The organism is Mesorhizobium sp. STM 4661, assembly GCF_000359125.1.
In the GTDB taxonomy this organism is placed as follows: domain Bacteria; phylum Pseudomonadota; class Alphaproteobacteria; order Rhizobiales; family Rhizobiaceae; genus Mesorhizobium.
Window position 1 is genome coordinate 49,935 of the sequence record NZ_CAAF010000019.1, and the last position, 16,836, is coordinate 66,770.

Consider the following 16,836-nt stretch of genomic DNA (forward strand, 5'->3'; position numbering starts at 1 on the left):
ACAGCGGGAGAAACCGCTATTGCTGCCGTCTTGCCATGAAGGCCAATCGCTCGAACAGATGCACGTCCTGTTCGTTCTTCAGCAATGCGCCGTGCAGCTTGGGCAGCGCGTTCTTAGGGTCGGCGCGCAGATCCTCCGGCGCGATGTCGTCGGCGACCAGCAGCCTTATCCAGTCGAGCGCCTCGGAGGTCGAGGGCTTCTTCTTCAGGCCCGGCACTTCGCGGATCGCGTAGAACTGGGTGAGGGCGGCGCGCACCAGGTTCTGTTTGATGCCGGGATAGTGGACGTCGACGATCCGGTGCAGCGTGTCGACATCGGGGAAGCGGATATAGTGGAAGAAGCAGCGGCGCAGGAAGGCATCCGGCAGTTCCTTCTCGTTGTTGGAGGTGATGATGACGATCGGCCTGACTGCCGCGCGGATGGTCTCGCCGGTCTCGTAGACGAAGAACTCCATGCGATCGAGTTCCTGCAGCAAGTCGTTGGGGAACTCGATATCGGCCTTGTCGATCTCGTCGATCAGAAGCACGACCTTCTTGCCAGCCGCGAACGCCTCCCACAATTTGCCGCGCTTGATGTAGTTCTTGATGTCGTTGAAGCGGTCGTCGCCGAGCTGGCTGTCGCGCAATCGCGAGACGGCATCATACTCGTAAAGACCCTGCTGTGCTCGGGTCGTCGATTTGACGTGCCATTCGATCAGGTCGAGGCCAAGCGCGGCCGCCACCTGGCGGGCAAGTTCGGTCTTGCCGGTGCCGGGCTCGCCCTTGACCAGCAATGGCCGTTCCAGCGCGATCGCCGCGTTGACCGCCACCATCAGATCCTTGTCGGCGACATAGGCCGCCGTGCCTTCAAAACGCATTTCTGCTCCTCGGTTTTCCGGCGACCGTAAGGAGACGACCTAGCCAGTGCAAGCGCCGCGGCCAAGGGCGTGGCGGAACTTCGTGGCGATGCTGCCTATCAGCCAAGGATTTGCAGCGAATTGCCCTGCCGTTCTCTGGCGCTTGGCCGGCCATCGGCCTATATTGGTGGTGACGGTCTGCGCTTCCCGGCAGGAGACACTTTTCCCCGGGGCCTTAACGATCCTTAGGGAGCTGTCCCTGGGAAGACCCGTGGGTTTTCTCACACGGCGCCCACCTACTTTGTAGGCACCCGGGATCGACTTCTCCACCGGTTGTGTGGATCGTCACCATCGGAAAGGCCATATTTGGCTGGTTTTGTCGTCGCGCCGTTTGTGTGGAGCTCACGAACGAAAAGTTCGCTCCGCCGATCTCATTTTGCATGATCTTTTCACCGAACTGCTGACACTTCGGTGGATCATGCTGTAGAAAACGTCGCTCCTAAGACTCCATCCAAATCTGACCTTTTCTATCGTCGGCGCATGACATCCTCGAAAGACCTCAAAAAACAGCTGCGCAAGCAAGCACTCGGGCGCCGCGATGCGCTCGACGAATTCTGGCGTGTGGAAGTTGCGCTTGAAATGGCCGAGACGGCGCGGGATCACCTCGATGTCGAGCCGGGTCAGGTCGTTTCCGGCTTCTGGCCGATGCGCTCGGAGGTCGATGTTCGACCGTTGTTGTTCGCCTTGCGCGAGAAGGGCGCACGGCTCTGCCTGCCGGCCATACTCGACAAGACCACCATCGTGTTTCGCGAACTGGTGCGTGGTGCGCCGATGGTCGATATGGGGTTCGGCACCGTCGGGCCGCATGAGGAAGCTGCGGTGCTCGATCCCTCGGTGATGCTGGTGCCGCTCGCCGCCTTCGATGCGCGCGGCCACCGCATCGGCTACGGCGCCGGCTATTATGACCGTGCGATCGCCAGGCTGGTCGACAAGGGGCGGCCGCCCCGGCTGATCGGCATCGCCTTCGACTGCCAGGAGGTGGCGCTGGTCCCGGATGAGGACCATGACGTGATCATACCGGAAATACTCACCGAGAGCGGGTTGCGCCGCTTCGCGTCAGGATTGTAGATAGAATCTTTGAACGCATGATCTTTCAGAAAGTCATGCTGCTTTTTCAGGAACTAGATGAGACTTCTCTTCCTCGGTGACATGGTCGGCAAGACGGGACGCACGGCGGTTTGGGAACAGCTGCCCGGCCTGATCTCCGATTTCAAGCTCGACTTCGTCATCGTCAATGGCGAGAACGCCGCCGGCGGCTTCGGCATCACCGAGGAGATCTTTCGCGAGACGATTGCGGCTGGTGCGGATGTCGTCACCACCGGCAACCATGTCTGGGACCAGCGCGATGCGCTGATCTTCGCGCCGCGCGAGGAGCGCTTTCTGCGCCCCTCGAATTTTCCCAAGGGCACGCCCGGGCGCGGCTCAGGCGTCTATATCGCCAGGAACGGCGCGCGCGTACTGGTCGCCAACATCATGGGCCGGGTGTTCATGCATCCCGAGCTCGACGATCCGTTCCAGGCCGGCGAGCGCGAACTGGCGGCCTGCCCGCTCAGCGAGCAGGCCGATGTTGTCGTTATAGACTTCCATGCCGAGGCGACCTCGGAAAAAATGTGCTTTGCGCATTTCGTCGATGGTCGCGCCAGCCTGGTCGTCGGCACCCACACACACATGCCGACCGGCGACCACCAGATCCTCAACGGCGGCACCGGCTATATTTCCGACGCCGGCATGTGCGGCGATTATGATTCCTCGCTCGGCATGGACAAGGAGGAGCCGCTCAACCGGTTTTTGTCGAAGGTGCCCAAAGGTCGTTTCGAGGCGGCGACCGGACCGGCGACATTGTGCGGCGTCGGCGCCGAGATTTCCGACCGCACCGGCCTGACCGAACGGATCGCGCCGTTTCGCCGCGGTCCGCGGCTGGAAGAAACCGCGCCGTCCTTCTGGTCGTGACATTGATATAGACGCTTGCAATACCTAATTGCCGACGAAACTGCTCTAGATCGTAGAGGGGACGACCTCCATGCAGCTCATCGAATTCCTGGCGCCGCATTTTGCCTTTGTCTCCGACCCGACCGCGTGGGTCGCGCTGCTGACGCTGGTGGTGCTGGAGGTCGTGCTCGGCATCGACAATCTGATCTTCATCTCGATCCTCACCAACAAGCTGCCGGAAGGGCAGCGGGCTCAGGCCCGGCGGCTCGGCATCTCGGCCGCGCTGATCATGCGGCTGGTGCTGCTGGCCACCATCTCGATCATCGTCCAGCTGACCACGCCGGTATTCACGGCCTTCGGCCACGGCTATTCGTGGCGCGATCTCATCCTGATCGCTGGCGGCCTGTTCCTGGTCTGGAAGGCGACCAAGGAAATCCACCATACGGTCGATCCTGACGATCATAAGGACACGATGATGGGTGAGACGCTGCAGATCTCGCTCGCCGGCGCCATCTTCCAGATCCTGCTGCTCGACCTCGTCTTCTCGATCGATTCGATCATCACCGCCGTCGGCATGACCGACGAGATCGCCATCATGTACATCGCCGTGATCGTGGCGGTGACCGTTATGATGCTGGCGGCCGGACCGCTCGCCGATTTCATCGCCAAGAACCCGAGCATCGTCATGCTGGCACTGGGTTTCCTCCTGATGATAGGCATGACGCTGATCGCCGACGGCATGGGCTACCACGTGCCGAAGGGCTACATCTACGCGGCCATGGGTTTTTCGGCGCTGGTCGAGGGGCTCAACATGCTGTCCCGGCGGCGGAAGAAGGCAAAGTCCGGCGGCGGGCATTGAGCTATGACCACCAAGGATCTTAGCCAGGATCAGCTCGATCAGCTGGCGAGGCTGGCCGATTTGCCTGACCGTGAGATCGATACTTCGGACATTCCGGAAGCTCCGGCCGAGAATTGGCTTCAAGCTCGCCGTGGGCAGGAAAAGCGGCGATCCTGAGCCGGTTCTAGTTCGCCGGCACGCCCTTCGGGTGGCGGTCGCCGATCAGGCCAAGCGTCAGGCCTTGTTCAAGCCATGCCTTGGCGCCGGCTAGCACGAGCGTGAAGCCGCCGGTCGAGCCGACTGCCTCTTTCACCTGCTCGTCGCCATTGCCGGCAAAGCCGAAATTTCGGACCTCGATAAAGGTGGCGCTCCCGGGCATTTCGGTAAAGGTCCAGACCACGGTGGTCGGCGGCTCGCTCCACTGCATGACGATCTTCTTGTCCTTGACGATCTCGCTGACATCGACCGTCGCCGAGACGTCGTACATGCGCCATTCCCAGCGGACTTGCTTGCCGCCGTCCAGCCGGCCGCTGCCGTGCGTGAACCAGAATTTCGTGGTGATCGCCGGATCGACGATGGCCTCGAACACCTCCGCGACCGGCCGCCGGATCAGCATGCCGGCTTCGGCTGCCGGGTTTTCGCGGATCTCCAATGGGATGCTCCTTTCAGGCATTGACGCTCACCAGGCGTCGGGTTCGCGCACCATGTGAACGATGTTGGCCGGATTGGTGATCCAGCCGCCGCGGAAGCCCTCGCCCAAAGGCTCGATGGCGTCGCAACGCGCGACACCGGCCTTGGCGAGATGACCGGCGGCGGCCGGAAAATCGTCGGTGAAGAGTTCAAGCCAGACCTCGGCCTGGCTCAGCATCGGTGCTTCATCGATCCACAGGCGGTTGGGGCCGAGCTCAAAGCCGATTGCCGGCGCCTTGGCGGTGAACGGCGTCAAGCCGACGACGTCGCGGTAGAAGGCGATCGTCTCCTGGTATTGGTGCGGGGGCACCTTCATGGCGATGTTGATACCGCCGGTGATCTTCGTCGTCATTGCAGGCCCCTCCTCAAATATTGTCTTCGTTGGCGGGCTCGCCCTTCATCTCGCCGCGGTAATAGCCGTCGCGCAGGTTGATGCCGTATTCGACATAGGCCTTCATGCAGGCCAGCATCTGCGACCAGCCCTCGCAATTGAGGTAGGATTTCTTCAGGCCGATCGCGTCCTCGTGCCAGCCGGTCTCGGCGATGGTGACGAAGGTGCCGCCATCGTCCAGCGGCTCGAAATTCATCTCGATGCGCGTCTTGTAGGCAGGTTTTCCGTCGGCGTCGGTGGCGTCCCAGCGCAGCACGATGCGGCTGTCCTTCGTCACCTCGTCGACCTCGACCGGCACCTTGCCCCACCAGACGACGCCGGCGCCCTCCGCCAGCGGTGCGCTGGCGCCGCCGATGGTGGTGAAATAGCCGCTCAGCTTGTCCGGATTGACGACCGCGTCGAAGACTTCGGCAACCGGCTTGCCGATGCGTCCGGAAACCCTGAACCCAAGAGACATATCCACAGCTCCTTCCTTGATCGGCTCGATGATATGTTATAGAAACATAACATGTTAAGCCGATCGCAAGACGACAATGTTTTCAAGGCGCTGGCGCATCCGCGCCGGCGCGAATTGCTGGACGAACTGAGGGATGAGCCGAAGACCACGGGCATGCTCTGCGCTGCCTTTGCCGACATGGATCGCTGCACCGTCATGTTGCATTTGAAGGTGCTGGAAGAGGCCGACCTGATCGTGGCAAGGCGTGAGGGGCGCGAGCGCTGGAACCATCTCAACGCGCTGCCGATCAAGCAGATCCACGACCGCTGGATCAGCCAGTATGCCGGCCACGCGATCAGCATCATCGACCGGCTGAAGTCCGATCTCGAAGGGTGATTGGTCGCTGCGGCCCACCGGGGTTCCATGCCGTAGAGCCTCGCTCGCGCATCGCCATGGCGCGGCTGGACGAATTGAGCCGATTTATCTATAAGCCGGCCATTCCGACAGAGAGCGCCGTGCGTCCATCCGGACCACCAGGGACGTTCTGAAATTTTGAATTCGAGCATTTTTTGCTAAAACGCCGGTGAATCCACCTGGTTGCAAATGCTCTAGCCGAAGACGACAGGGGTGCCATGGCTGGCCATTCACAGTTCAAGAACATCATGCACCGCAAGGGCCGTCAGGATGCGGTGCGGTCGAAAATGTTTTCCAAGCTGGCGCGCGAAATCACCGTCGCCGCCAAGACGGGCAAGCCCGATCCGGCGATGAACCCGCGCCTGCGCCTTGCCGTGCAGAACGCCAAGGCGGTGTCGATGCCGAAGGACAACATCCAGCGCGCCATCAACAAGGCCTCGATGGGCGACGCCGAGAATTACGAAGCCGTGCGCTACGAGGGCTATGGGCCGGGCGGCGTGGCGCTCATCGTCGAGGCGCTGACCGACAACCGCAACCGCTCGGCTTCCAATGTGCGCGCCGCCTTCACCAAGGCCGGCGGGGCGATGGGCGAAACCGGTTCGGTGTCGTTCATGTGGGACCGTGCCGGCGAGATCTACTATCCGGCCTCGGTCGGCAGTGCCGAGAAGGTCATGGACGCGGCGATCGAGGCCGGCGCCGACGACGTCCAGTCGGACGAGGAAGGCCACACGATCTATTGCGCCTTCGAGAATCTCGGCGAAGTGTCGAAGGCGCTGGAAGGCGCGCTCGGCGAGGCGGAATCGGTCAAGCCGATCTGGCGGCCGCAGAACAACATCCCGGTCGACGAAGAGCGGGCGCGGTCGCTGATGAAGCTGGTCGCCACGCTCGAGGACGATGACGACGTGCAGAGCGTCTACGCCAATTTCGAGGTCGACGACGAGACACTGGCCAAGCTGAGCGCGGCGTGAGCCCTGACATGAGCGGAACTGACATGACTGAGAAGCCACTGCCCACCATCCGCATCACCTATTGCACGCAGTGCCTGTGGCTGCTCAGGGCGGGCTGGATGGCGCAGGAACTGCTCTCCACCTTCGGCACGGATCTCGGCGAGGTGACGCTGGTGCCCGGCACCGGCGGCATCTTCACCATTTCCTGCAACGACCAGCTCATCTGGGACCGCAAACGCGACGGCGGCTTTCCGGATGCGGCGAAGCTCAAGCAAATGGTCCGCGACGTGGTCGATCCGGACCGCGACCTCGGCCATGCCGACCGAAAGGGTCACAAGTCGAAAGACCTCGCGTAAAAGCGGGTCCTTTCGTATTTCCGCCCTGCGTTTCACCGCCACGCGAAGATGAAGCAGGCAAGAGCTGCGATGGCGGTGATGGTGCGGACGTGGTTCCACATCACCCAATCCCTGAGATAGGTGGTCCAGACAGTGGCGCCGTTGGCGCTGGCCGGATCGACGGCTGCCAGCGCGTTGTTGAGCGGCACGTTGAAGACCATGGTCACGATCGGGTTGCCGACGAGGTAGATCAGCGCCCCGGCGAGCAACCAGAGCGAGCCCGGCTGGCTCCAGCCCATCACCGCGCCGACGGCAATGATAATGCAGACCAGCCCGGTGCCGAAAAGCGCTGTCATGAACAATGGGGTGATGACGGTGATGTTGATCGAATTCATCGCGGCGATGCCGCCGGCGGCAGGCAGGCGGGCAAGCGCGGGCATGATAAAATTGGAGAAGGCGAAGAAGACACCGCCGACGACGCCCGAGCCGATTGCGGCGGCGAAGATGAGGGTGGGAAGAAGTTTCGCGATCATGTCAGTTGCTCCAGATGCCAGAAGCGGCGGTTTCGGTCGCGTAGGCGGAGAAGTCCTTTGGCGCACGGCCGAGCACACGCTGGATGCCGTCAGCCAGTGACTCGTTGCGGCCGTCGAGCACCTCGGTGAACAGCTCATTGATGAGCCAGACGAACTCGGCCGGCAACTGCTGGGCTGCCACCGCGGCGGTGAACTCGGCATGCGAAATCCTGATAAAACGGATGTCGCGACCGGCGGCCTTGCCGATCTCGGCGACCGCGTCGGCGAAACTCAGCAGCCGCGGCCCGGTCAGCTCATAGAGCTGGCCGACATGGCACGGCTGGGTCAGCACGACAAATGCCGCCTCGGCGATATCGTCGGCATCGACAAATGGCTCGCCGACATTGCCAACCGGTAATGCAACTTCACCCCCGAGCAACGACTCGACAAGGAAGCCCTCGCTGAAGTTCTGGGAAAACCAGGCGCAGCGCAGGATCGTCCAGTCGGCGCCAGAAGCCTTCAGCATCTCTTCGGCGCGCCGCGCCTCCGTTTCGCCGCGCCCCGACAGCAGCACCAGCCGGGTGACACCGCGCTGCACGGCAAGTTCGGCGAAGGCACCGACCGCTTCGGCGGCGCCCGGCACGGCAAGGTCGGGATAGTAGCTGATGTAGACGGCGCCGACGCCTTCGAGCGCCCGGGGCCAGGTCGTCCTGTCCCGCCAGTCGAAGGCCGGCGTGACCGAGCGCGAGCCGATCCGCACCTGCAGGCCTTGCGCCGTCAATCGTTCCGCCAGGCGACGGCCGGTCTTGCCGGTGCCGCCGAGGATCAAAGTCGGTTTGCTTGCGTCATTCATGGTGGCTGTCCTCTGTTTAAAAATATGAGTAATCCTCACATTTGCAAAACGTGATAAACCCTCGTATTTTGCGAGTCAAGCCAATTTTGTCGAGAATCCGTCGGGGAGACGTTCATGGAAGGCAGACCTGGTTCGCAGGATGGACAGATTGCCTCGCCACGCCGGGCGCCTAGCCAGCAGCGCAGCCGCGAGCGGGTCGAACGCATGCTGGCCGCCGCTTCAGCGCTGATCGCCGAGCAAGGCAGCGACGCCATGCGCATGGGCGAGGTGGCGGAAAGGGCCGGCGTGTCGATCGGCTCGCTCTACCAGTTCTTCCCGGACAAGCGAGCGATCGTCTGGGCATTGGCCGAGCGCCACACCGCCGAGAGCCAGGCCTGCATTTCCGCGGCACTGGCTGATGTCAGCGATGCCGAAGGCCTGCGGCGGGCATTTTCGGAGCTGGTGGAAATCTACTACAGGCTGTTCCTGGCGGAGCCGGTGATGCGCGACATCTGGTCGGGCACGCAGGCCGACAAGGCGCTGCGCGAGCTCGAACTCGCCGACAGCCGGGCCAACGCCGAATTCCTCACCGTGGTGCTGAAGCGGCTGCGGCCCGCCGCCGATCCGGCGGCGCTGGAGACGACTGCGTTTCTCGTCTGGCAGATGGGAGAGACGGCGATGCGGCTGGCGATCTCGGTCGGGCGAGAAGAAGGCGACAGGCTGGTCGCCGCCTACAAGCGCATGGCGCTCAGGGAGTTGCTGACCGAGTAAAGCTGTCCCATTCCGAAGCCTCAGCTTGGCCAAGTGCCAAGTCCAGATGACAAAAAACCCGCCTCGAGGGCGGGTTTTTTATCTGCAAGGCCGATATGGTTTAAAGGCCGAAACCTTCGAAACGCTTCTTGAACTTCGACAGGCGGCCGCCGCGGTCGAGCAGGGTCTGCTGGCCGCCGGTCCAGGCCGGATGGGTGGTCGGGTCGATATCGAGGTTCATCGTATCGCCTTCCTTGCCCCAGGTCGAACGGGTCATGTATTCGGTGCCGTCGGTCATGACGACCTTGATGGTGTGATAGTCGGGATGGATGTCGGTCTTCATGGTTTTATTCCTGAGCTCTGGCTTGCCGACGCTGCTGACGGGCACAAAGCCTGCGTCGATGCGCCCCTTTTTAAAACTCGAAGCCGCAGCTATTGAGGAGCCACGGCTTCTAAAACGGTCGGCGAGCCTATACATCAGCCGGAATTGAATCACAAGGCCGCGGCAAGCGCATATTGAGGCGCATGGCAAAAGGCGGCCAGAGGAAACGGTCATGGCGGACATCAGTGGCGATGCAGACGAGCGCCGGCGCTCGCTGAGGCCGCTCAGCCAGCTGTTTCCCTATCTCACCCGCTACCGGAAAATGGTCTTTGGCGCTGTCATCTCGCTGGTCGTCGCGGCGGCGACCACGCTGGCCTTGCCGCTGGCGGTGCGGCGCATGATCGACCACGGGTTTTCCGCTTCCAGCACCATTTTCATCGCCGAATATTTCGCCGCTCTGGTGGCGATGGCCGCCCTCTTGGCGGCGGCGTCGGCCGGCCGCTACTATTTCGTCATCACGCTCGGCGAGCGTGTCGTCGCCGACATCCGCCGCGATGTGTTCGCCCATGTCACGACGCTGTCGCCTTCCTTCTTCGACACGGCCCAGTCCGGCGAGATCGTTTCGCGGCTCGCCGCCGACACGACGCAGGTGAAATCGGCGGTCGGCGCGACCGCCTCGGTGGCGCTGCGCAATGTCATCCTCGGCCTCGGCGCGGTGGCGATGATGGTCGTCACCAGCCCGAAATTGTCCGGCCTGGTCATTGCCGCGATTCCCGTCATCGTGCTGCCGCTGGTTGCCTTCGGCCGCTCGGTGCGGCGCAAATCGCGGCAGGCGCAGGACACGCTGGCCGGTGCCACGGCCTATGCCAGCGAGCAGATCGGCGCGGTGCGCACGCTGCAGGCCTTCACCAACGAGAAGCTGGTCACAGGGCATTTTTCATCCGCCGTGGAAGCTGCGTTCGAAGCGGCGCGTTCCTCGATCTTCGCCCGCTCCTTCCTCACCTTCTTTGCCATCTTCATGATCTTTTCCTCGGTGGTGGCGGTGCTGTGGTTCGGCTCGCGCGACGTGCTTACGGGCACGCTGTCGCCCGGCACGCTCGGCCAGTTCCTGCTCTATTCGGTGTTCGCCGCCGGCGCACTCGGCGCGCTGTCGGAAGTCTGGGGCGAGCTTGCCCAGGCGGCGGGTGCCGCCGAACGACTGACCGAGATCCTGGCAGAGAAGCCCGGAATCCAATCGCCCGCCGACCCGAAGCCGCTGCCGACGACGGCCAGGGGCGCGATCCGTTTCGACGACGTGTCCTTCTCCTATCCGGCCCGGCCCGACCGCGCCGCCGTCCACGGCCTCAGCTTCCAGGTGAAGCCCGGCGAAACGGTGGCGATCGTCGGTCCGTCGGGCGCGGGCAAGAGCACCGTCTTTTCGCTGATCCTGCGCTTCTACGACCCTGAAACCGGCAGGATACTGATCGACGGCGTCGATGCGCGCGAGGCCGATCCCGCCGCTATCCGGGAACGCATCGCCATCGTGCCGCAGGATGTCACCATCTTCGCGGCAAGCGCGCGCGACAATATCGGCTTCGGCCGGCCGGGCGCCGGCGATGCCGAGCTCGAGGCGGCCGCCAAGGATGCGCTTGCCGACGAGTTCATCCTGAAACTCCAGAAGGGCTATGACAGCCAGGTCGGCGAACGCGGCGTGACATTGTCCGGTGGCCAGCGCCAGCGCGTGGCGATCGCGCGTGCCATCCTGCGCGACGCGCCGATCCTTCTGCTCGACGAGGCGACCTCGGCGCTTGACGCCGAAAGCGAGACGCTGGTGCAGACGGCGCTGGAACGGCTGATGCAGGGCCGCACCACCATCGTCATCGCCCACCGGCTGGCGACGGTGCTGAAGGCCGACCGCATCCTGGTCATGGAATGCGGCCGCATCGTCGAGGAAGGCACGCATCGGAGCCTCGTCGCCAAGGGCGGCATCTATGCGCGGCTGGCCAAGCTGCAGTTCGAAACCGGGGCGAGTGCATTCAGGGGTGCCGCCGAGTAGCCCTCAGTCCGGCTTCCAGTCAGCGAGCAGGACGACACTGCCAAACTGTTTGGCTTTGGCAAAATGGCGTTGGTCGGCCGTGACAAAAGTGCCGCCACGCTCGATCGCCATTGCGTGATAGATGCTGTCGAACAAGGTAGGATGGCCTTTGTCAGGTCCGGCTGACGTTGCAATCTTCTCGGCTGTTGCCAGGTCCTGGATGGTTGGTTCTTCAATTGTCAGCCCCAGTTCTCGAAATTGATCGAAAAGCTGGCCGACCACGGTAAGCGGCAATTCGAGATGCAAGGCTGCTGAAAGTGCCTCATACAGTACTATTGATGGCGCGAGATAGCCTTGCCCGTCTTCCAAGATGCGGTCGACTAAACCGCGCGCGATGTTGCTGTCCTCTTCCTGCTCGAGAAGCTTCACGAAAACGGAAGCATCCACGACGATCATTCCTTGGTGCCTTCAAGCACGTCGAACGGGCGACCATCCCACTTCATTCTCTGCAGGCGTAGGAAATCGGTGGTGCTTTCGCCTTTGGCGCTGGATCCGCTCAGCGGTCGCGAGAACAAAAGCAGAAGCAGCGGACAACTCGTGTGCTACCTAAACCGGACAACTTTAATTCGCTATCGACATGCTCGTGGCATCACGCTCTCCCGTAGCGCTTCTTCAGATGATCGGTGAAATACGCGGCGTTGAGCTTCTCGCCAGTGGCGCGTTCGAGCAGTTCCGGTGTTGACCAGCGCGAGCCCTGTGACCAGATTCTTTCACGGCGCCAGTCGTTGATGGCGCTGAAGTCACCCTTGGCGAGATCCTCGCCGGCCGAAGGATGGTCGCGCGTCAGCGCCGCCCATTGCTGCGCCGCCATCATGGCGCCCAGCGTATAGGAGGGGAAATAGCCGAAGGCAGCACCTGGCCAGTGCACGTCCTGCATCGGCCCGTCGGCTGGGTTGTCGATGGTCGACAGGCCGAGATAGTCGCGCATCTTGGCGTCCCATGCTTCGGGGATGTCCGCGGCCTCCAGCCGTCCCGAGACCAGCTCCTGCTCCAGCTCATAGCGCAGGATGACGTGCAGCGGATAGGTCACCTCGTCGGCGTCGACGCGGATCAGGCCGCGCTCGACCCGGTGCACATGCGGCAGGATGTCGTCGATCGACCAGGCCTCGCCGAGGTGCCTTTCGACCACCGGCAGCGCCCAGCGCCAGAATTGCGGGTTGCGGCCGAGCTGCTTTTCGACGAACAGGCTCTGGCTTTCATGCACCGCCATGCCGCGCGCCTTGCCAAGTGGCCAGTGCGACCATGCCTTGGGCAGGTTCTGCTCGTAAAGCGCGTGGCCGGTCTCGTGCAGCACCCCCATCAGCGCCGACAGGAAGTCGGAGGTCTTGTAGCGGGTGGTGATGCGCACGTCGCTGGGCACGCCGCCACAGAACGGGTGATGCGACACCGAGAGCGAACCGTGGGTCAGGTCGAAGCCGACGGCCGCCATCATGGCGAGACCGAGCTCGCGCTGCCTGTCGATCGCGTAGCTGCCCGAAAGCGGTTTCAGCGGGCGCTTTGTCAGCCGCGCTTCCTGCACGGCCAGTGCTTCCGGCACGAAAGCCCTAAGGAAAGCCTTCAGCTCGGAAAAGACCGGCGTGATGTCGGCGGCGCGATTGCCGGGGTCGTACTGCTCCATCAGCGCGTCATAGGGATCGAGATCGAGGACATCGGCGCGCAGTGCAGCTTCCTCGCGCACCAGGGTCACGACGCCTTCGAGCGCCGGCAAAAACCCTGCCCAGTCGTTCTTCGCGCGCAGGTCGCGCCAGAGCTGTTCGGAGCGCATGCGCGCGGTGGTCTGGCGCTCGACGAATTCGACGGGCAGGCAGGTCAGGTTGGTGTATTGCCGCCGGAACTCCTTGAGCGCCGCCTGTTGTTCCTCGTTCAGCGTTTCCTGTTCGGCCGCCGCGATCCAGTCGGCGATCTCCGGCGCCGTCGCACGGGCATGATGCATGCCGGCAAGCGCCGACATCGCCTCGGCGCGCTTCTCGCCGCCGCCGACGGCCATATGGGTCGCCTCGTCGGCGCCGAGGATGGCGAGCGCATGCTCCAGCGCTTCGAGCTTGTGGCCGAGGTCGTCGAGTTTTTGAAAGGACATGGCGGGTTCCGGTGAATTTGAACGGCGGGGAAAAGATACCAATGCGCTGAAATTGGCAACCCTCAAGCGGTGCACCGCCACGGGTGTTCGGATCGCGATCCGCCATGCCAGGAGCAACACACCTTGCGGAAGCGGCGGTCTGCGTGGTCAATGTCCTTTGGCGGCGCGCAAGACCGCGACGGGGAGACGAAACATGATCGCCAATGTGCTGGTCGGGCTGGTGGCCCTGATCCACCTCTACATCGTCTATCTGGAGATGGTGCTGTGGGATACGCCGCGCGGCCACAAAGCGTTCAGCCTGACGCCGGAATTCGCCAGCGCATCGAAGGTGCTTGCCGCCAATCAGGGGCTTTATAACGGCTTTCTCGCTGCCGGACTGATCTGGGGGCTTTATCTCGGCGAGGCCGGTTTTCAGATCAAGATGTTCTTCCTGCTTTGCGTCGCTATTGCCGGCCTCTACGGCGCGGTGACGGTCGGCCGGAAAATCCTGTTCATCCAGACTGTGCCGGCAGCGCTGGCGCTGATCGCGCTCGGGCTTGGCTGGTAACGCGGGCCAACGATCGAAAGGGACGCCAGCGGGGCAAAGGCCCCGAGGCGTCAGGCAGTCCCTTCCTTGCTTCTAATGATGTCAGCTGTTGATGTCAGCCGTTTGGATAATGGCCGCCATCGGCGCCGTCGCCGATCAGGAAGCCCGTGCCGCTGTCAATCCGGAGCGCTTGGTCGACGTTGTCGAGCCGGCGCAGCAATTGCTGATATTGCGGGACTGGTATCCGGCCATGGTTCGCCGCGGCCGTTCGTTCAGCGGCCTGGCTGATGTGGGCGGCCCGCATATGCAGCTTTTGCGCCTCGGCCGGCGCGATCGTTTCCGCCTGCCTGGCGTCCGCGATGCCACTGTCCACACCTTGTATCTGATTGATAAGGCCTTTCTCGCGCGGACCGTAGAAGGCGGGCGGAGCCGATTCGTCGAGCGCGCTCCCTTTGTGATGTCCCGCGGCGTAGGCGCCGGCGAACGGAACAGCGATGAGAAGTGCGGTGAGGGTTGCAGTCCTGAGGGGTCTAGGAGCGAAAGAGCGCATGATTGCGTCCTCCTCTTACTGTGGAAGGGGCGATCGTTACGCCTAACTTCCGGCCGCGGGCCGTCCGGTTCCGTCGCGTCGCGATGACGGGAGTCATCGCCGGCGGTTCTCGGCCCCCGCAATGGAAATTAGAAGCGCCCGGCGGCAAAGTGTTAATTAAAAAAAGATAATCTTTTCAGGCCTTGCCGGCCTGATATCCGCGCCCTAGCGGTGAGCCGGCGAATAAATTCGCGTGATGCGGGATCACCGTTCGGTGAGCTTCAGTTCGATGCGGCGGTTCTTGTTGCGCGCCTCTTCGGTGTCGGCGGGATCGAGCGGCTGGAATTCGCCGAAGCCGGCCGCGACCAACCGGTTGGCCGGCACGCCGTTCTCGATCAGGAACTTCACCACCGAGGTCGAACGCGCCGTCGACAGTTCCCAATTGTCGCGATAGCGGCCGGTGCCCGACAACGGCGTGTTGTCGGTATGGCCGTCGACGCGCAGCACCCAGCTGATCTCCGGCGGGATCTCCTTCTGCAACTCTATGATGGCGTTGGCGAGCTTCTTCATCTCGACCTTGCCGGCATCGTTGATCACTTCGGAGCCGGCCGGGAAAAGCACTTCCGACTGGAAGACGAAGCGGTCGCCGACGATGCGGATGTTCTCGCGGTCGGCGAGGATTTCGCGCAAGCGCCCGAAGAAGTCGGACCGGTAGCGGTTGAGCTCCTGCACCCGTTGCGCCAGCGCGACGTTCAGGCGGCGGCCGAGATCGGCGATCTTGGTGTTGGAATCGCGGTCGCGCGTTTCGGACACGTTGAGCGCGTCTTCGAGCGCTCCGATCTGCTTGCGCAGCGCCGCGATCTGCTGGTTGAGGATTTCGACCTGGCTCAGCGCCTGCTGGCTGATCTGGCGCTGGCCTTCGAGTTCGCCCGAAAGTGCCGTGGCGCGCTGGTTGGCCGCGTCGCCGGCGCCGGCGCCTTGCGCCAGCAATTGCTCGAGCCGGCTCTTTTCCGCCTCCGACACCGACAGCGAGGCCTGTAGATTGGCGAGCGAATCTTCCTTGTCCTGCGTCGTCGAACGCTCCAGCGCCAGAAGCTGGGTCAGTTCGTTGATCTGCGAGTTAAGGCGGTTGAGCACCGTATCCTTGCCGGAGATTTCGCGGCCGAGCAGGAACTGCGCCAGCACGAAGACCGTGAGCAGGAACATGATCGCCAGCAGCAGCGTCGACAGCGCGTCGACGAATCCCGGCCAATAGTCGATGCGGCGATCGCTGCGCCGTGTCCGCGCCAGCGCCACGTCAGTGGACTCCCGGCTTCTTCAGGGCGTCGGCGATCTTCTCCAGCGTGTTGCGCATCGCCTTCTGCTCGTCGGACTGGGCCTCGACCCAGTCGCGCATGATCTGCTGCTCGGAGCGCATGTTCTTGACCAGGCCGGAAATGCCGTCGGCAAGGTTGGCCATGGCGGTGGCGACGCGCGGGTTGGGGCTGCCGCCATTCTCCTGGAGGCTGCGCAGCTTTTCCGAAAGGACGCGGATCTCGTCGGAGGATTCGGCCTTGGCCGGGTCGGAGACGACGATGTCCGACGACAGGTCGGTAACCGAGGACAACCAGTTCTCAAGCTCGGTGTAGAAGCGCGTCTGGGCGCGGCCGGCCTGCAGGTCGAGGAAGCCGAGCACCAGGGAGCCGGACAGGCCGAACAGCGAGGACGAGAAGGCGGTGCCCATGCCGGCCAGCGGCGCGGAAAGCCCCTGCTTCAAGGAATCCAGCACGGCGGCGGCGTCGCCGGTGCCGGGATCAAGCGACTCGATGGTTTCGCGGATCGAGCCGATCGTGTTGAGCAGGCCCCAGAAGGTGCCGAGCAGCCCAAGGAACACCAGCAGCCCGACGAGGTAGCGCGAGGTGTCGCGGCTTTCGTCGAGGCGGGTGGCGATCGAATCCAGCATGGTGCGCATCGAGCTGGTCGAAAAGGCCATTGACGACGAGCGGCCGAGCATGGCCTTCATCGGCGCCAGCAGCACCGGTTCGGTGGTTTCGGAGCCGGCCCGGAAGGAGTTGACCCAGCGCACTTCGCGAAACAGCCGCCCGACCTGCGCGAAGGCCAGCAGGATGCCGACTGCAAGCACGCCGATGATCAGGCCATTGAGGCCGGGATTGGTGACGAAAGCGGTCGAGATCTGACGGGTCAGGATGGCGGCGATGAAGGCGACGATCACCAGGAAGATGACCATGGTGAGCAGAAAGACCTGCGGGCTCGACAATTTGTGGGGGTCGTAGACCAGGACGTCGGAGCGCCTGCCTATGCCGAGGGATCTGAGAAAAGCCATCCGTGCCCCGTTTCCG

General features: G+C 63.1%; 21 protein-coding genes and 1 other RNA gene. 10 read left to right on the top strand and 12 right to left on the bottom strand.

All coding sequences use genetic code 11. The features are described from left to right. Positions 1-16 precede the first annotated feature (16 nt). Positions 17-856, bottom strand: a complete 840-nt coding sequence (locus MESS4_RS05795; protein ID WP_006327624.1) for a MoxR family ATPase — start codon at positions 854-856, stop codon at positions 17-19. A gap of 171 nt (positions 857-1,027) precedes the next feature. Here MESS4_RS05795 and ssrS point away from each other — a divergent pair. From ssrS to MESS4_RS05810, 4 genes are all read left to right on the top strand, one after another. Then, positions 1,028-1,183: non-coding RNA, 6S RNA (ssrS, locus tag MESS4_RS31775), on the top strand. Positions 1,184-1,375: 192 nt separating this feature from the next. After that, positions 1,376-1,963 (top strand): 5-formyltetrahydrofolate cyclo-ligase, encoded by a 588-nt coding sequence (locus MESS4_RS05800; protein ID WP_006327625.1) that lies wholly within the window; start codon positions 1,376-1,378, stop codon positions 1,961-1,963. Between the two features lie 57 nt (positions 1,964-2,020). After that, positions 2,021-2,845, top strand: a complete 825-nt coding sequence (locus MESS4_RS05805; protein ID WP_006327630.1) for a YmdB family metallophosphoesterase — start codon at positions 2,021-2,023, stop codon at positions 2,843-2,845. Between the two features lie 70 nt (positions 2,846-2,915). Next, on the top strand, positions 2,916-3,683 hold the full coding sequence (locus tag MESS4_RS05810; protein WP_006327632.1) for a TerC family protein: 768 nt from the start codon (positions 2,916-2,918) through the stop codon (positions 3,681-3,683). A gap of 163 nt (positions 3,684-3,846) precedes the next feature. Here the strand turns inward: MESS4_RS05810 and MESS4_RS05815 are convergent, their stop codons facing one another. Genes MESS4_RS05815 through MESS4_RS05825 form a run of 3 tightly spaced genes read right to left on the bottom strand, consistent with a single transcriptional unit; the run spans position 3,847 to position 5,200 of the window. Next, complete coding sequence (locus tag MESS4_RS05815) at positions 3,847-4,314, bottom strand: SRPBCC family protein (RefSeq protein ID WP_006327633.1); 468 nt, start codon at positions 4,312-4,314, stop codon at positions 3,847-3,849. A 27-nt stretch (positions 4,315-4,341) separates the two neighbouring features. Then, positions 4,342-4,704 carry a hypothetical protein gene (locus MESS4_RS05820; RefSeq protein WP_006327638.1) on the bottom strand — a complete coding sequence of 121 codons (363 nt, stop codon included), beginning with the start codon at positions 4,702-4,704 and terminating at the stop codon, positions 4,342-4,344. 13 nt (positions 4,705-4,717) lie between these two features. Next, entirely contained in the window at positions 4,718-5,200 is a 483-nt protein-coding gene (locus tag MESS4_RS05825) for an SRPBCC domain-containing protein (RefSeq protein WP_006327639.1), read from the bottom strand. Positions 5,201-5,251: 51 nt separating this feature from the next. On the opposite strand from MESS4_RS05825, the gene MESS4_RS05830 reads away from it, so the two are divergent. The 3 genes from MESS4_RS05830 to MESS4_RS05840 all read left to right on the top strand — a co-directional run bounded on the left by MESS4_RS05830 (position 5,252) and on the right by MESS4_RS05840 (position 6,896). Next, entirely contained in the window at positions 5,252-5,575 is a 324-nt protein-coding gene (locus MESS4_RS05830) for a helix-turn-helix domain-containing protein (protein ID WP_006327640.1), read from the top strand. 236 nt (positions 5,576-5,811) lie between these two features. Next, a complete protein-coding gene (locus MESS4_RS05835) occupies positions 5,812-6,561 on the top strand; it encodes a YebC/PmpR family DNA-binding transcriptional regulator (RefSeq protein ID WP_006327641.1) in 750 nt (249 codons plus the stop codon). Between the two features lie 23 nt (positions 6,562-6,584). After that, positions 6,585-6,896, top strand: coding sequence for a SelT/SelW/SelH family protein (locus MESS4_RS05840; protein ID WP_006327642.1), 312 nt, complete (start codon positions 6,585-6,587; stop codon positions 6,894-6,896). A 32-nt stretch (positions 6,897-6,928) separates the two neighbouring features. On the opposite strand, the gene MESS4_RS05845 is transcribed toward MESS4_RS05840, so the two are convergent. Together MESS4_RS05845 and MESS4_RS05850 are read right to left on the bottom strand one after the other, a co-directional pair. Beyond that, complete coding sequence (locus tag MESS4_RS05845) at positions 6,929-7,408, bottom strand: DUF1772 domain-containing protein (protein ID WP_006327644.1); 480 nt, start codon at positions 7,406-7,408, stop codon at positions 6,929-6,931. 1 nt (position 7,409) lies between these two features. After that, positions 7,410-8,240, bottom strand: coding sequence for an NAD(P)H-binding protein (locus tag MESS4_RS05850; protein ID WP_006327651.1), 831 nt, complete (start codon positions 8,238-8,240; stop codon positions 7,410-7,412). A 114-nt stretch (positions 8,241-8,354) separates the two neighbouring features. Between MESS4_RS05850 and MESS4_RS05855 the strand changes: the two genes are divergently transcribed. Then, positions 8,355-8,990: a TetR/AcrR family transcriptional regulator gene (locus MESS4_RS05855; RefSeq protein WP_006327653.1), complete on the top strand. Its 636-nt coding sequence runs from the start codon at positions 8,355-8,357 to the stop codon at positions 8,988-8,990. A gap of 100 nt (positions 8,991-9,090) precedes the next feature. Here MESS4_RS05855 and rpmE read toward each other — a convergent pair whose 3' ends face one another. After that, on the bottom strand, positions 9,091-9,312 hold the full coding sequence (rpmE, locus tag MESS4_RS05860; protein WP_006327661.1) for a 50S ribosomal protein L31: 222 nt from the start codon (positions 9,310-9,312) through the stop codon (positions 9,091-9,093). Positions 9,313-9,523: 211 nt separating this feature from the next. On the opposite strand from rpmE, the gene MESS4_RS05865 reads away from it, so the two are divergent. Then, positions 9,524-11,326, top strand: coding sequence for an ABC transporter transmembrane domain-containing protein (locus MESS4_RS05865; RefSeq protein ID WP_006327666.1), 1,803 nt, complete (start codon positions 9,524-9,526; stop codon positions 11,324-11,326). Positions 11,327-11,329: 3 nt separating this feature from the next. Here MESS4_RS05865 and MESS4_RS05870 read toward each other — a convergent pair whose 3' ends face one another. Further along, entirely contained in the window at positions 11,330-11,761 is a 432-nt protein-coding gene (locus MESS4_RS05870; protein WP_006327668.1) for a type II toxin-antitoxin system VapC family toxin, read from the bottom strand. Between the two features lie 193 nt (positions 11,762-11,954). Continuing rightward, on the bottom strand, positions 11,955-13,442 hold the full coding sequence (locus MESS4_RS05875) for a carboxypeptidase M32 (RefSeq protein ID WP_006327669.1): 1,488 nt from the start codon (positions 13,440-13,442) through the stop codon (positions 11,955-11,957). A 193-nt stretch (positions 13,443-13,635) separates the two neighbouring features. Between MESS4_RS05875 and MESS4_RS05880 the strand changes: the two genes are divergently transcribed. Beyond that, positions 13,636-13,989 (top strand): DUF1304 domain-containing protein, encoded by a 354-nt coding sequence (locus tag MESS4_RS05880; RefSeq protein ID WP_006327670.1) that lies wholly within the window; start codon positions 13,636-13,638, stop codon positions 13,987-13,989. Positions 13,990-14,083: 94 nt separating this feature from the next. Here the strand turns inward: MESS4_RS05880 and MESS4_RS05885 are convergent, their stop codons facing one another. The 3 genes from MESS4_RS05885 to MESS4_RS05895 all read right to left on the bottom strand — a co-directional run bounded on the left by MESS4_RS05885 (position 14,084) and on the right by MESS4_RS05895 (position 16,820). Further along, positions 14,084-14,518, bottom strand: coding sequence for a hypothetical protein (locus MESS4_RS05885; RefSeq protein ID WP_006327671.1), 435 nt, complete (start codon positions 14,516-14,518; stop codon positions 14,084-14,086). Between the two features lie 243 nt (positions 14,519-14,761). Beyond that, on the bottom strand, positions 14,762-15,793 hold the full coding sequence (locus MESS4_RS05890) for a peptidoglycan -binding protein (RefSeq protein ID WP_006327674.1): 1,032 nt from the start codon (positions 15,791-15,793) through the stop codon (positions 14,762-14,764). 1 nt (position 15,794) lies between these two features. Then, complete coding sequence (locus MESS4_RS05895) at positions 15,795-16,820, bottom strand: MotA/TolQ/ExbB proton channel family protein (RefSeq protein WP_006327676.1); 1,026 nt, start codon at positions 16,818-16,820, stop codon at positions 15,795-15,797. Positions 16,821-16,836 lie beyond the last annotated feature (16 nt).

Coding starts and splice junctions, on each gene's coding strand:
- MESS4_RS05875 (WP_006327669.1), bottom strand. CDS start 13,442: ATGTCCTTTCAAAAACTCGACGACCTCGGCCACAAGCTCGAAGCGCTG.
- MESS4_RS05825 (WP_006327639.1), bottom strand. CDS start 5,200: ATGTCTCTTGGGTTCAGGGTTTCCGGACGCATCGGCAAGCCGGTTGCC.
- MESS4_RS05795 (WP_006327624.1), bottom strand. CDS start 856: ATGCGTTTTGAAGGCACGGCGGCCTATGTCGCCGACAAGGATCTGATG.
- MESS4_RS05885 (WP_006327671.1), bottom strand. CDS start 14,518: ATGCGCTCTTTCGCTCCTAGACCCCTCAGGACTGCAACCCTCACCGCA.
- MESS4_RS05850 (WP_006327651.1), bottom strand. CDS start 8,240: ATGAATGACGCAAGCAAACCGACTTTGATCCTCGGCGGCACCGGCAAG.
- MESS4_RS05830 (WP_006327640.1), top strand. CDS start 5,252: ATGTTAAGCCGATCGCAAGACGACAATGTTTTCAAGGCGCTGGCGCAT.
- MESS4_RS05845 (WP_006327644.1), bottom strand. CDS start 7,408: ATGATCGCGAAACTTCTTCCCACCCTCATCTTCGCCGCCGCAATCGGC.
- MESS4_RS05800 (WP_006327625.1), top strand. CDS start 1,376: ATGACATCCTCGAAAGACCTCAAAAAACAGCTGCGCAAGCAAGCACTC.
- MESS4_RS05820 (WP_006327638.1), bottom strand. CDS start 4,704: ATGACGACGAAGATCACCGGCGGTATCAACATCGCCATGAAGGTGCCC.
- MESS4_RS05855 (WP_006327653.1), top strand. CDS start 8,355: ATGGAAGGCAGACCTGGTTCGCAGGATGGACAGATTGCCTCGCCACGC.
- MESS4_RS05870 (WP_006327668.1), bottom strand. CDS start 11,761: ATGATCGTCGTGGATGCTTCCGTTTTCGTGAAGCTTCTCGAGCAGGAA.
- MESS4_RS05895 (WP_006327676.1), bottom strand. CDS start 16,820: ATGGCTTTTCTCAGATCCCTCGGCATAGGCAGGCGCTCCGACGTCCTG.
- MESS4_RS05805 (WP_006327630.1), top strand. CDS start 2,021: ATGAGACTTCTCTTCCTCGGTGACATGGTCGGCAAGACGGGACGCACG.
- MESS4_RS05840 (WP_006327642.1), top strand. CDS start 6,585: ATGACTGAGAAGCCACTGCCCACCATCCGCATCACCTATTGCACGCAG.
- MESS4_RS05880 (WP_006327670.1), top strand. CDS start 13,636: ATGATCGCCAATGTGCTGGTCGGGCTGGTGGCCCTGATCCACCTCTAC.
- MESS4_RS05865 (WP_006327666.1), top strand. CDS start 9,524: ATGGCGGACATCAGTGGCGATGCAGACGAGCGCCGGCGCTCGCTGAGG.
- MESS4_RS05835 (WP_006327641.1), top strand. CDS start 5,812: ATGGCTGGCCATTCACAGTTCAAGAACATCATGCACCGCAAGGGCCGT.
- MESS4_RS05810 (WP_006327632.1), top strand. CDS start 2,916: ATGCAGCTCATCGAATTCCTGGCGCCGCATTTTGCCTTTGTCTCCGAC.
- rpmE (WP_006327661.1), bottom strand. CDS start 9,312: ATGAAGACCGACATCCATCCCGACTATCACACCATCAAGGTCGTCATG.